10 protein-coding genes are annotated in these 12,517 nt (G+C 58.4%); 7 read left to right on the top strand and 3 right to left on the bottom strand.

Translation table 11 applies throughout. The features are described from left to right. The first annotated feature begins 164 nt into the window (after window positions 1–164). Together nudC and GOW48_RS13270 are read left to right on the top strand one after the other, a co-directional pair. Window positions 165–1,145, top strand: coding sequence for an NAD(+) diphosphatase (gene nudC, locus GOW48_RS13275; RefSeq protein WP_170754469.1), 981 nt, complete (start codon window positions 165–167; stop codon window positions 1,143–1,145). A 39-nt stretch (window positions 1,146–1,184) separates the two neighbouring features. Beyond that, window positions 1,185–1,649: an SRPBCC family protein gene (locus tag GOW48_RS13270; RefSeq protein ID WP_170754467.1), complete on the top strand. Its 465-nt coding sequence runs from the start codon at window positions 1,185–1,187 to the stop codon at window positions 1,647–1,649. A gap of 30 nt (window positions 1,650–1,679) precedes the next feature. Here the strand turns inward: GOW48_RS13270 and GOW48_RS13265 are convergent, their stop codons facing one another. Beyond that, window positions 1,680–2,513, bottom strand: coding sequence for a prephenate dehydratase (locus GOW48_RS13265; protein WP_170754465.1), 834 nt, complete (start codon window positions 2,511–2,513; stop codon window positions 1,680–1,682). Window positions 2,514–2,631: 118 nt separating this feature from the next. Between GOW48_RS13265 and GOW48_RS13260 the strand changes: the two genes are divergently transcribed. From GOW48_RS13260 to GOW48_RS13240, 5 genes are all read left to right on the top strand, one after another. Next, complete coding sequence (locus GOW48_RS13260; RefSeq protein WP_170355522.1) at window positions 2,632–3,141, top strand: c-type cytochrome; 510 nt, start codon at window positions 2,632–2,634, stop codon at window positions 3,139–3,141. A gap of 173 nt (window positions 3,142–3,314) precedes the next feature. Continuing rightward, on the top strand, window positions 3,315–5,219 hold the full coding sequence (locus GOW48_RS13255) for an extracellular solute-binding protein (RefSeq protein ID WP_170754464.1): 1,905 nt from the start codon (window positions 3,315–3,317) through the stop codon (window positions 5,217–5,219). Between the two features lies 1 nt (window position 5,220). Further along, on the top strand, window positions 5,221–6,315 hold the full coding sequence (locus GOW48_RS13250) for a microcin C ABC transporter permease YejB (RefSeq protein WP_170754462.1): 1,095 nt from the start codon (window positions 5,221–5,223) through the stop codon (window positions 6,313–6,315). Next, window positions 6,316–7,422, top strand: coding sequence for an ABC transporter permease (locus GOW48_RS13245; RefSeq protein WP_170355323.1), 1,107 nt, complete (start codon window positions 6,316–6,318; stop codon window positions 7,420–7,422). Further along, the gene (locus GOW48_RS13240; protein ID WP_170754460.1) at window positions 7,419–8,996 is read left to right on the top strand and encodes an ABC transporter ATP-binding protein; all 1,578 of its coding nucleotides are present in this window, start codon (window positions 7,419–7,421) and stop codon (window positions 8,994–8,996) included. Before GOW48_RS13245 ends, GOW48_RS13240 begins: the two co-directional genes overlap by 4 nt. An 18-nt stretch (window positions 8,997–9,014) precedes the next feature. Here GOW48_RS13240 and GOW48_RS13235 read toward each other — a convergent pair whose 3' ends face one another. Both GOW48_RS13235 and hemN read right to left on the bottom strand, forming a co-directional pair. Then, entirely contained in the window at window positions 9,015–10,943 is a 1,929-nt protein-coding gene (locus GOW48_RS13235) for an elongation factor G (protein WP_170754458.1), read from the bottom strand. 203 nt (window positions 10,944–11,146) lie between these two features. Continuing rightward, window positions 11,147–12,502: an oxygen-independent coproporphyrinogen III oxidase gene (gene hemN / locus GOW48_RS13230; protein WP_170754456.1), complete on the bottom strand. Its 1,356-nt coding sequence runs from the start codon at window positions 12,500–12,502 to the stop codon at window positions 11,147–11,149. Window positions 12,503–12,517: the final 15 nt, after the last annotated feature.

The following is a 12,517-nucleotide window of genomic DNA, read 5'->3' as shown; positions in this document are numbered from 1 at the left end:
ACGTTTTTGGTTAACCTATTTCAACAAAAAGAGTATTTGACGCAAGTTTCAAGGCAGAGTTTGAGTTGATCACATTATCTCCTCAATTTCCCACCAGGCAGAAATGTCGTTGCAACGATCCGGCGCTCGTGGCAGCCCTGTGCCGACAACCTGAAGGGATTGCAATGAAATACGCGGAAACCGTGACGTTTGGCGGGTCGGGACTGGATCGCGCAGCACATCTGCGCAACGATCCCGGGGGGCTTGCGCAAGTCGCAAACGACCCGGAGGCAAGATGCCTTATGTTGTGGCGCGGTAAGGTGCTGGTCGAGGGCGAAGCTCTGGATCGGCTGGCGTTGCTGCCGCTGACGCACGATCTGTTGCGCAATGGACCGGGCGGAATTGTTGAAGAACCAGTCTTTCTAGGTATTTCGGATCACGTTCCGCTGTTCGCTTTGGACATCTCGGGGTGGGACGCCGAGGGGCTGGACCTGTCCGAGGTTGGGGCATTCTTCGACCGTTCCGAGCAACAGCACCCCGCGTTGTCCACCGGGCATGTTTTTGTCGAATTGCGCCGGATCATGACCCGTCTGAACCCTCGGGATGCGGAGCTGGCGGCAACAGCCAAGGCGGTGATCGGCTGGCACGAGACGCACCGTTTCTGCGCCCGCTGCGGTGCCGCCAGTGATTTGGCGCAGGCGGGATGGCAGCGCAGCTGTCCGTCTTGCGGGGGTCAGCATTTCCCGCGCACGGACCCGGTTGTCATCATGTTGATCACGCATGGAGATTCGGTGCTGATGGGGCGGTCTCCGGGTTGGCCGGACGGGATGTATTCCCTGCTTGCGGGCTTTGTCGAACCCGGTGAAACGCTCGAAGCCGCCGTGCGCCGCGAAGTGATGGAAGAGGCCGGAGTACCCGTCGGAGCAGTCACTTATCTGTCCAGCCAACCCTGGCCCTTTCCCGCGTCGTTGATGTTTGGGTGTGCAGGTCTGGCGCTGTCACGCGATATTACAATCGACCCGATTGAAATCGAAGACGCCATCTGGGTCAGCAAGTCGGAAATGATGCAGGCCTTTGCTGGTGAACATCCGACATTGATGCCTGCGCGGAAGGGTGCCATCGCGCATTTTCTTTTGCAGCACTGGCTGGCGGATACGCTGGATTGACAGAATATTGGGGAATCAAAGGTAAGAGCCTCGGACACCATGCAATTCACAGCACATGAAGATATCGACGCACCCATCAACGCAGTGTTTGAAATGGTCGCTGATTTTGAACGTTTCGAGCGTATGGCAATGCGTCGCGGGATCGAAGTCAGACGCCTTTCGGGCCACATGGGTGTTGTGCCGGGTACCACATGGCAGGCGGATTTCAAGCTTCGGGGCAAGCCGCGTCGCGTCTCTATCGAGATGGCCGAGTGTGATCCGCCAGCAAGTATGCAGTTCAACGCGGCAGGAAAGGGCGTAAGTGGTACGACGACTGTTGATTTCCTGGCCTTATCGCAACGCCGAACCCGGTTGAGTGTGGACCTGAGCCTGGCTGCAAAATCATTGCCTGCACGCCTGTTCCTGCAGTCTATCAGACTGGGAAAGTCACGCTTCAAGCGTCGTTTCCAATCACGGCTCAGCGAGTTCTCGAGAGAGATAGAAGAACGATATCATCACGGCTGAAATACCGGCAACAAACGTTCATCTGCCTGACTAACCGCGCGGTTGCGCTGCCGGGTAAACGCCCAGAACTTCGACATTGGTGGTAAAGTGCTGCAGCTCGTCCATCGCCAGTTGCACGTTGCGGTCATCTGGGTGGCCAACGATATCAGCGTAGAACTGGGTCGCCGTAAAGGATCCGTCGACCATATAGCTTTCCAGTTTGGTCATGTTGATACCGTTGGTCGCAAATCCGCCCATCGCCTTGTAAAGCGCCGCCGGAATATTCCGGACCTGAAAGACGAAGCTGGTGATCATCCCATTTTCGCCGCGCCGAGCGTCGTCCGCTTCGCGTGACATCACCAGAAAACGAGTGGTGTTGTCGTCGTTATCCTCGATATGGCGGGCCAGAACGTCCAAGCCGTAGATCTCTCCGGCCAATTCGCTGGCCAACGCCGCCGAGTGAACCTCGCCCTGTTCGGACACTTCGCGCGCGGCGCGGGCATTGTCTGGGCTGACGCGGCCACGGATGCCGTGTTGTTTCAGGAAGCCCGCGCATTGTGGCAGCAAGACTAGATGGGAATGCGCCTCGGTAACATCCTCCAGCGTCGCACCCGGAACGGCCAACAAGTTGATATGCACCCGCACGAAGGCCTCGTCGATAATGTGCAGCCCGCTATGGGGCAGCAAGCGGTGAATATCGGCCACTCGGCCGTAGGTCGTATTCTCAACCGGCAACATCGCAAGTTCGGCTTCACCTGACCGAACCGATTCGATCACATCCTCGAAGGTACGGCAGGGCAGGGCCTCCATATCGGGGCGCGCGTTGCGGCAAGCCTCGTGGCTATAGGCGCCGGGTTCCCCCTGAAATGCGATACGTTTGGTCATTTGGTCGATTCCGTGCAACAAGTTCCAAGATTGGGCGTTTAGTCGCGGTGTCTATACCTTGCCTCTTGTCAGGGGAAGCCTTAGACACCCCCAAGACAGCTAAATGGACTCGCGATCAATGTTCGACACGATGACAGTTACCAAGGCCGCCGCAGGCCTGTTTGGCACCTTCCTGGTGCTGCTTCTGGCCAAATGGGCCGCCGAAGGCCTGTACCATGCCGATGGTCATGGCGAGACGGCCTCTTACATCATTGAAACCGAAAGCTCTGGTGAAAGCGCCAACGCCGAAGAAGTGGTGTTCGAAGACCTGCTGGCCGCCGCCGATCCGGAAAAAGGCGCACGCGTTTTCCGCAAATGCACCGCTTGCCACAAACTGGAAGACGGAGCCAACGGAACCGGACCCTACCTTTACGCCGTTGTTGACCGCCCTGTTGCATCGGCCAAGGGTTTCACCGGCTATTCGGCTTCGATGCAAGCGCATGGTGGCAACTGGACACCAGAAGCACTGGATGCATTCCTCGAGCGCCCAAGTGCTTACATCTCGGGCACTTCGATGAGCTTTGCTGGTTTGAAAAAACCGCAAGAGCGCGCTGACCTGATTGCCTATCTGCAGACAATCGGCAACTGATCCAGTCCTTGGATATTCCAAAAATTGAAAGCCGCTGCTTTGTGCAGCGGCTTTTTTTGTCTAAACAGAACTTCACAAAGCGCTCACGCATTCTAAACTTGAATCTGTCAGCGCTGGTCTTTTAGCCTTCGCGTACGAAAATAAAGACGACAACGATCCAGAGGATGAGCCACATGACACCCCTCCTGCCTGCACTGCGCGTTTCGAATATGCGACCTTGGGCGGCAGCATTGGGAATAGCGCTTGTTATGGGGGCAAGCAGCGCCGTCAGCGCCGCAGAAGAAAATGTGATGCGCAGCCATGGGTACTCTTATTTTGGTAATCTGGACTACCCGGCGGATTATCCGCATCTGGGTTATGTGAATCCCGAAGCCCCAAAGGGTGGCGAGCTGTCGCTGGCTGGATCAGGCACTTTCGACTCTCTGAACCCGTATTCGCGCAAAGGGCGTGCCGGTGCATTGACGACCCTGCAGTACGACTCGTTGATCGACAGCACCTCGGATAGTGTGGGTCAATACTATGGCCTGCTTGCGGAAAGCATGGAATATGACGAAGGCCGCAACTACGTGATCTTTCACATCCGGCCCGAAGCAACATTCTGGGACGGATCGCCAGTAACTGCCGAAGATGTGGTCTATAGCCACCGACTGTTTATCGAACAGGGTCTTCCATCTTATGCGCAGGCCGTTGGCCGGATGGTCACCGGTGCCGAAGCATTGGATGATCATACGGTCAAGTTTACGTTTAGTCCCGAAGTGACACGGCGTGGGTTGATCGAAACGGTTGGCTCGACACCGGTGTTTTCAAAAGCGTGGTTCGAGGCCGATGAGAGCCGCCGCCTGGACGAACCGCGGCTTGAAGTTGCAGTTGGGTCGGGGCCGTACAAGCTGGATAGCTATGACATTAACCGCCGCATCGTTTACAAGCGGCGCGACGATTATTGGGGGCAGGATTTGCCGATCAATGTCGGGCGCAACAACTATGATACCATTCGGGTCGAGTATTTCGCCGACCAGACCGCCGCGTTCGAAGGGTTCAAGGCCGGGGAATACACAATGCGCATTGAAAGCGACCCCAAGCTTTGGGCTTCGGGGTATGACTTTCCGAAGTTGACCCAAGGGTCGGTCGTTCGTGATGAGATTACGGATGGCAGCCCGCCGACGCCATCGGGTTTCGTGTTCAATCTGGGAAAGCCGCAGTTCGAGGATAAGAATGTCCGCAAAGCCATAGCGCTGGCCTTCAATTTCGAATGGGCCAATGAATCGCTGATGTTCGGTCTCAATTCACCGCGCAGCTCGTTTGTGCAGGGTACTCATCTCGAAGCGACAGGCGCACCAGAAGGGGCTGAGCTTGCCTTCCTCGAGGCGCTGGGCGATGTTGTGCCGGCCGAAGTCCTGAGCGAACCTGCCTTGGTGACTCATGAATCCAATTCGGCGCGCCTGAATGATCGTCGAAATCTGCGCAAGGCGTCGAAATTATTGGACGAGGCCGGTTGGCCGGTTGGTGACGGCAATCTGCGGCGCAACGCTGAAGGGCAGACGCTGAAGGTTAACATCCCTTACGCCTCAAGCATTCCCACATCAACGGCCACGATGATCGAGACTTTCGTTCAGAACCTGCAGGCGATTGGCGTGGATGCCTCGGCCGAGAAGGTTGATCCGTCACAGTTCACACTGCGCCGCCGTGAACGCGACTACGACATGGTTTATTCGAACCGGTATGGATCGTTTTTGTCGACGGGCGGCGGTCTTAGTCAGATGTACGGTTCGGAAGAAGCCGCCTTTAGCCTGTTCAACCCTGCGGGTTTGGCCAGCCCTTTGGTTGACGCGGTCATCGAATCCTCATTCGATACGACAAATCAGGAAGAACAAGACGCAGCGCTTATGGCATTGGACCGTGTCCTGAGGTATGAGTTCTTTATCATCCCTGACGGTTATGTCGCGGACTACTGGACGGCTTACTACGACATGTACGAATACCCTGAAAACCTGCCGCCTTTCACACTCGGTTATCTGGATCTTTGGTGGGTAAACCCTGAAAAAGAGGCTGGCCTGAAGGCAAAAGGCGCACTGCGTTAACATGGGCGCCTATATTCTAAGACGCCTGTTGCTGGTTATTCCGACCCTTCTGGGCATCATGATTGTCAATTTCACGCTGGTTCAGTTCGTGCCCGGTGGACCGATCGAACAGATCATTGCTCAAATCGAAGGGCAGGGTGACGTCTTTGCCGGTTTTGCAGGCAGTGGTGACGCCGGAGCGGCCGCTGAACCCGCCGGAGGGGCCTTTGACGACAAATACGTCGGCGCCCGCGGCCTTCCGCCTGAATTCATCGCCGAGCTTGAGAAAGAGTTTGGGTTCGACAAACCGCCGGTCGAGCGGTTTCTATCCATGATGGGCAACTACCTGACATTGGATTTTGGCGAGAGCTATTTCCGGTCGATCAGTGTGATCGATCTGGTGTTGGAAAAGATGCCCGTGTCGATCTCGCTGGGTCTTTGGTCGACCCTGATTGCCTATCTGGTCTCGATCCCGCTGGGCATTCGCAAGGCCGTCAAGGACGGATCGCGGTTTGATACCGTGACCAGCGGGGCGATTATTGTTGCCTATGCCATACCCGGTTTCCTGTTCGCGATCCTGTTGCTGGTGCTTTTTGCAGGTGGGTCCTACTGGCAGATATTCCCACTGCGGGGGCTGACCTCGGACAATTGGGACAGCCTTAGCCTGTTCGGCAAGATTACGGACTATTTCTGGCACATCGCTTTGCCGATCATAGCGCTTACGATTTCGGCTTTTGCGACGCTGACGCTGCTGACCAAGAACTCGTTTCTGGACGAGATCAAAAAGCAATACGTCATGACCGCCCGCGCCAAGGGACTGAGCGAGCGGAAGGTGCTGTATGGCCATGTGTTCCGCAACGCGATGCTGATCGTGATCGCCGGTTTTCCAGCCGTGTTCATCGGTGTGTTCTTTGGTGGCTCGATCATTATCGAGACGATCTTCTCGCTGGATGGTCTGGGCAGACTTGGCTTTGAGGCCGCCGTGGCGCGCGACTATCCGGTGATCTTTGGCACCCTGTTTATCTTTGGCCTGATGGGTCTGGTTGTGGGCATCATCAGTGACCTGATGTATGTGCTGGTCGACCCGCGCATCGACTTTGAAAAGCGCGAGGGGTAAATGGCTCTTTCTCCGCTCAATCAGCGCCGCTGGCGCAACTTCCGCCGCAATGGCCGGGCCTTCTGGTCACTGATCATCTTTTCGATCCTGTTCGGCCTGTCGCTGTTCGCCGAGTTCATCGCCAATGACAAACCGATCCTTTTGAAGTACCGAGGCGAATTCTACACGCCGATCTTCAATTTCTACGCCGAAACGGAGTTCGGAGGAGATTTCCAGACCGAGGCGATCTATCGCGACCCCGAGGTCATGTGCCTGATCGACAGCGGCGGGATTGAAGACTGTTTCGACGACCCCGAAGGCATCATCGAACAGATCGAGGCCGGCACCTATGAAGCTGACGGATTCGAACGCGGCTGGGCAATCTGGCCGCTGATCCCGTATTCCTTCAACACCAGCGTGGATCGCGCAGGTGCCGCGCCGCTGCCGCCCAATGGGCAGAACCTGCTGGGTACCGATGATACCAAGCGCGATGTGCTGGCGCGGGTGATCTATGGTTTCCGTTTGTCCATTCTGTTCACGCTGATGGTAACTGGCGCTGCCAGCATTGTTGGTATCTTTGCAGGGGCCATTCAGGGCTTCTTTGGCGGTTGGCTGGACCTGATATTTCAGCGTGTGATTGAGATCTGGTCAGCGACGCCCTCGCTCTATGTCATCATCATCATGTTTGCGGTGTTGGGGCGAAGTTTCTGGCTGCTGGTGATCCTGATGATCCTGTTCAGTTGGACGGGCTTGGTCGGTGTCGTCCGGGCTGAATTCCTGCGGGCGCGAAACCTTGAATACGTGCGCGCCGCACGGGCGTTGGGCGTGGGCAACATGACGATCATGTTCCGCCACATGCTGCCCAATGCCATGGTGGCGACGCTGACCTTCATGCCGTTCATCGTGACGGGTACAATTGGCGGTCTGGCCTCGCTGGATTTCCTTGGCTTCGGCCTGCCGTCCTCGGCCCCATCACTTGGTGAGCTGACCTTGCAGGCGAAACAGAACCTGCAGGCCCCGTGGTTGGCCTTTACCGCGTTTTTCACCTTTGCCATCATGCTGTCGCTTCTGGTCTTCATTTTCGAAGGCGTCCGCGATGCGTTTGATCCCAGAAAGACCTTCTCATGAGCCTTTTGGATGTGAACAACCTGAAGGTCTCGTTCAAGCAGGACGGTCAGGTCTCGGCGGCGGTCAAGGGCGTGTCCTTTACCGTTGATCGTGGGGAAACCGTGGCTTTGGTGGGCGAATCCGGGTCGGGCAAATCGGTGACGGCGCTGTCCACGGTGTCGTTGCTGGGCGACAGTGCGATCGTTGAAGGTTCGGTCAAGTATGACGGCGATGAAATGATCGGAGCGTCAGAGGACAAGTTGATGGATGTGCGTGGAAACGACATCAGCTTTATCTTCCAGGAACCGATGACCTCGCTGAACCCGCTGCATACGATTCAGAAACAGATGGCGGAATCGCTGGCGCTGCATCAGGGCGTTACTGGGGATGCTGCACGAGACCGGATTGTGGAACTGCTGACCAAGGTAGGCATCCGTGATCCGCGTGACCGGCTGGACAGCTATCCGCATCAGTTGTCAGGCGGACAGCGGCAACGTGTGATGATCGCCATGGCGCTGGCCAACAAGCCCGATATTCTGATCGCGGATGAACCCACAACGGCTCTGGACGTGACCATTCAGGCGCAAATCCTTGAACTGCTGGCCGAGCTGCAGAAATCCGAAGACATGGGGATGCTGTTCATCACCCATGACCTTGGCATCGTGCGCCGCATAGCGGACCGGGTTTGCGTGATGAAAGACGGTGAGATTGTCGAGACCGGCGTCACGACCGAGATTTTTGACAACCCCCAACACCCCTATACGCGCAAACTGCTGGGCGCCGAGCCCTCAGGCCAGCCTGATCCGGTGGCGTCGGATGCCGAAGAGGTTGCACGGACAGATCACCTGAAGGTCTGGTTCCCGATCCAGCGCGGATTTCTGAAACGCACCGTTGGGCATGTGAAGGCGGTTAATGACGCCACGCTCAGCGTACGCGCGGGTGAGACGCTGGGGATCGTCGGCGAAAGCGGCTCGGGTAAGACGACGCTGGCGCTGGCGATCATGCGGCTGATCGCGTCCGAGGGAGGGATCACCTTCCGCGATCAGGATGTGCGCCGCTGGTCCACGCGGGAATTGCGACGGCTGCGCAAGGATATGCAGATCGTGTTTCAAGACCCGTTCGGCAGCCTCAGCCCTCGGATGACCTGTATGCAGATCATTGCCGAGGGGCTGGCCATTCACAAGGTCGACCCGCACCGCGCCCCGCGCGATCTGGTGGCCGAGGTGATGACCGAAGTGGGCCTCGACCCCGCCGCAATGGACCGATATCCCCACGAATTCTCGGGCGGGCAGCGTCAACGGATCGCCATCGCGCGCGCTATGGTGCTGCGGCCCAAGCTGTTGGTTCTAGACGAACCGACCAGCGCGCTGGACATGACGGTTCAAGTTCAGATCGTTGATCTGTTGCGCGATCTGCAGCGGAAATACGGGCTGGCCTATCTTTTCATCAGCCACGACCTGAAGGTCGTACGCGCCATGTCCCACAACGTGATCGTCATGCGCAACGGCGATGTGGTCGAGATGGGCACGGCTAAGGATTTGTTCGAGAACGCGCAGACAGACTATACCCGCGAGCTGATTGCGGCGGCGGGCTGATCCCAGCCCGCTCCTTGTTTAAGCGCTGGCTTTCTCCTTGGCGGCTGGTTTTGGCACCGGGCCGCGCAGTTCCTCGTAGTGATCAAAGCTCAGCTTGACCCAGCCGGTGCCGCGCGTGGCGCTGGCCAGGGTGCGGTGCAGCTCATCCTGCGCTACGGCGGGAAGCTGGGCATTGAATATTTCCCAACCCGAGGCGTTTGGATTGCCCTCAAACCCAAGAACTTGCCCCTGTAGTGAACTGATTGTGGGCACCAGATCTCCCACGAAATCCGAGGGCAGGTGAATCTCCGCACTCAGGATCGGTTGCAGCACCACGGGCTTGGCTTGGGGCAGCGCCTCGCGCACTGCGTTCTTGCCTGCCGTGCGGAAGGCATAGTCGGAACTGTCGACGTTGTGGTGCTTGCCGTCGCTCAGCGTGACTTTGACATCAACCACGGGAAAGCCTTCGGGCCCCTGTTCCAGCGCGTCTTTGGCCCCATGTTCGACCGAGGGGATATAGTTACGCGGCACCGCGCCGCCTTTGACCACCTCTTCGAACTGGAACCCCGCCCCGCGTGGCATTGGCGCGACTGAGATCACCACGTCGGCAAACTGCCCCGCGCCGCCTGATTGCTTGCGGTGACGGTGGCGATGTTCGACGGGTGCGCGGATCGTCTCGCGATAGGCTGTTTCGACGGTGTCGGTGGCGATCTCGATCCCGAAATCCTCAGCCAGCTTCGCCGTCACGCGGCGCATATGCTGCGGACCTTGCGAGCCTAGAACGGCGTGGCCGCTCAGGTCGTCTTGTCCCAGATGCAGGCCGGGGTCGATCTCGACCAGACGCGACAGGGCGTTGGACAGGCGCACGTCGTCGCGCTCATGCGCGGGTGAGACGACCTGACGGTGCCCCGCCGGGTGTGACGAGGCCCATTCGGGCAGCGGTGTCGCGCCTTTGCTGTCATAGATGTTGCCGGGGTTCAGGTGATCGGATTTCACCGCCAGCCCGATTTGCCCGGCGGGCAAGTCAGTGATCTGGGTCTTGGCGTCCAGCGTGGTCAGATTGCCGACGGTCTCACCGCCCAATGCTTCATGCGCTTTGACGCCGTCACCCAGGCCCCGCAGGACTACAATCTTGCCGATATGCTTTTTCACATCCGCAAAGCCTGCGATGGCGCGTGCATTCTCGGCGGCCTCGTCCCGGTCGGCAGCGATGTCGAATTCGGGTGCTTCGTGCCGCAGGGCTTTCATCAGGCGGGTCAGCCCGTTGCCATGGCTGGCCGCGCCCAGACAGGCCGGGATCAGCTGGTGGTTCTGCAGGACCTGCGCGGCCAGATCGTAAATCTCACCGCTGGGGGGCTGTTTGTCTTCGATCAATTGTTCCAGCAGGTGATCGTCGAAATCCGACAGCGTTTCCAGCAGTTCAGTGCGGGCCTCTTGCTCGCGATCCTCAACCGATTGCGGCAGTTCGATCAGGGCCGAGGGCTGGCCCTCTTGGTATTTCCACGCCCGTTCCGAAATCAGATCGACCGCACCAACAATCGTGTCACCTTCGCGGATTGGCACCTGTCGCAAGGCGATGTGCTGGGTGCAATAGGTTTGCAGCGCCGAGATGATGTCGCGGATGCGGCCATTGGGGCTGTCCATGCGGTTGATGAACAGGAAACAGGGGATACCGGCCTCTTCCACCAAACGCAAATAGGGCGCACACAGGACGGCCGCGTTGGGATCAGGTGGAACGACCACGACCGCCGCGTCCGAGATCGCCATGGCTGGCCCAACATAGGCCAGGTTATCGCCGCCCCCGTCGACGTCGATGGCGCACCAGGGTTCATCCAGGTAAGAAAAACCGTGCAAATGCACGGTCCCGGACACGTCGAATGTGGTGGGCCGCCCGTCGAGGCGGCTGATGGCCTCGACCAGAGTGGTTTTGCCCGATTGGCTGGGGCCGAGGACGGTGAAAACGCGCATGGGTGCTGTCCCTCTTTCAGGTTGCAGATATACCTGCACGAAAAGGGCTGTCCGGCGCGGTTGCGTCGGTAAAAGCTGTCTGCGAATTCGCCTGCCTCGGGGTGCGATTGCACCCCTGAGTGTGGAGAAAACCAGAGGCCTGCGTCAAGCCCCTGTGCGGGTTGGGGGTCGGCAGACCGTGAACCCGGCCCGCCGGAAAGAGGTCAGATCGCCGAACTGTGGCCTGCCTTGCTCAGGTCATAGGCGTCAAAGCTGCGCGCGATCATGCGGGTCAGGGCGCGGGCCTCGTGCGGGATGAAAAGACCATCCTCGGTGATGCGCAGCAGCCCGTCAAAGGCGGTATTGGCATCCGCATACATGCCCTGCAATTCGGCGACAGTGATACCATGGTCACGCAGAATCTCGGCCGTGTTGACCTGAAAATCGCACATCAGCGCCTCGATCAAGCGCGCGCGCAGTACGTCCTGACCTTTGAACAGGTGTCCGCGCGAGGTTGAGAATCGCCCCTCTCGGACGGCCTTAGTATGAGCCGACGTGGCGGGCGCGTTCTGCGCATAGCCCTGCGGAAAGCGCGAGATCGAGCTGGCCCCGACACCAATCAGAACCTCGGCCTGATCGTCGGTATAGCCCTGGAAATTGCGCTTGAGCTTACCGGCGTTCAACGCGCGGGTCAGGCCGTCTTCCTGCGTGGCGAAGTGGTCGATGCCGATCTCGGCGTAATTGTCCCACATGAACAGACGGCGGGCGGTGTCGAACAGATCCAGACGCTGTTCCGGAGTAGGCAGCGCGTCCGAGGGGATCATCTGCTGCCGTTTGGCCATCCACGGCACATGCGCATAGCCGTACAGCGCCACGCGATCGGGGTTGAGCGACAGCAGTTTTTGCACGCTTTCCGTCATCCGGGTCTTGGTCTGATGCGGCAGACCATAGAGGATATCGGCGTTCAAGCTGGTGATGCCGCGTTCGCGGATCATGTCCACGGCCTTGCGCGTGGTGTCATAGCTTTGGATGCGGCCGATGGTCTTCTGTATCTCGTCGTCGAAATCCTGCACCCCGATTGAGGCGCGGTTCATCCCGGCCTCGGCCAAGGCATCCAAACGTGCCTCGTCAATCTCGTTGGGGTCGATCTCGACCGAGAATTCGGCGTTCGGCCCCAAAGGCACCACGTCCAGAATTCGCGCCGCCAGTTCGCGCATCAGATCCGCGTTCAGCAAGGTCGGCGTACCGCCGCCCCAATGCAGGCGAGACAGGGTCACGCCCTGGGGCAAGCGCGCAGCCAGCAGGTCCAGCTCGGCTTTGAGGACATCCACATAGGCGATGACCGGATTGTCCGTTTGGGTGCCTTGCGTCCGGCAGGCGCAGAACCAGCATAGCCTGCGGCAGAAAGGAACGTGGATATACAACGAGATCTCGCTGCCAGGTGTGATGCCGGAAATCCAGTCTCCAAAAAGCTCTGACCCTACGTCATTGCTGAAGTGGGGGGCGGTGGGATAGCTTGTGTAACGCGGGACTTTCGCGTCAAATAGTCCAAGCCGTGCCAGTTGTGGTTTTACTATCATAACGGTACGGTTAGA

This window comes from Ruegeria lacuscaerulensis, assembly GCF_013033355.1.
GTDB lineage: Bacteria > Pseudomonadota > Alphaproteobacteria > Rhodobacterales > Rhodobacteraceae > Ruegeria > Ruegeria lacuscaerulensis_A.
Note: the sequence above shows the minus strand (reverse complement) of the source record. Positions and strands in the feature narration are given on the sequence as shown.

What these genes read in the sequence shown, in the direction of transcription:
- nudC (WP_170754469.1), top strand. Translation starts at nt 165, where the DNA reads ATGAAATACGCGGAAACCGTGACGTTTGGCGGGTCGGGACTGGATCGC.
- GOW48_RS13270 (WP_170754467.1), top strand. Translation starts at nt 1,185, where the DNA reads ATGCAATTCACAGCACATGAAGATATCGACGCACCCATCAACGCAGTG.
- GOW48_RS13265 (WP_170754465.1), bottom strand. Translation starts at nt 2,513, where the DNA reads ATGACCAAACGTATCGCATTTCAGGGGGAACCCGGCGCCTATAGCCAC.
- GOW48_RS13260 (WP_170355522.1), top strand. Translation starts at nt 2,632, where the DNA reads ATGTTCGACACGATGACAGTTACCAAGGCCGCCGCAGGCCTGTTTGGC.
- GOW48_RS13255 (WP_170754464.1), top strand. Translation starts at nt 3,315, where the DNA reads ATGACACCCCTCCTGCCTGCACTGCGCGTTTCGAATATGCGACCTTGG.
- GOW48_RS13250 (WP_170754462.1), top strand. Translation starts at nt 5,221, where the DNA reads ATGGGCGCCTATATTCTAAGACGCCTGTTGCTGGTTATTCCGACCCTT.
- GOW48_RS13245 (WP_170355323.1), top strand. Translation starts at nt 6,316, where the DNA reads ATGGCTCTTTCTCCGCTCAATCAGCGCCGCTGGCGCAACTTCCGCCGC.
- GOW48_RS13240 (WP_170754460.1), top strand. Translation starts at nt 7,419, where the DNA reads ATGAGCCTTTTGGATGTGAACAACCTGAAGGTCTCGTTCAAGCAGGAC.
- GOW48_RS13235 (WP_170754458.1), bottom strand. Translation starts at nt 10,943, where the DNA reads ATGCGCGTTTTCACCGTCCTCGGCCCCAGCCAATCGGGCAAAACCACT.
- hemN (WP_170754456.1), bottom strand. Translation starts at nt 12,502, where the DNA reads ATGATAGTAAAACCACAACTGGCACGGCTTGGACTATTTGACGCGAAA.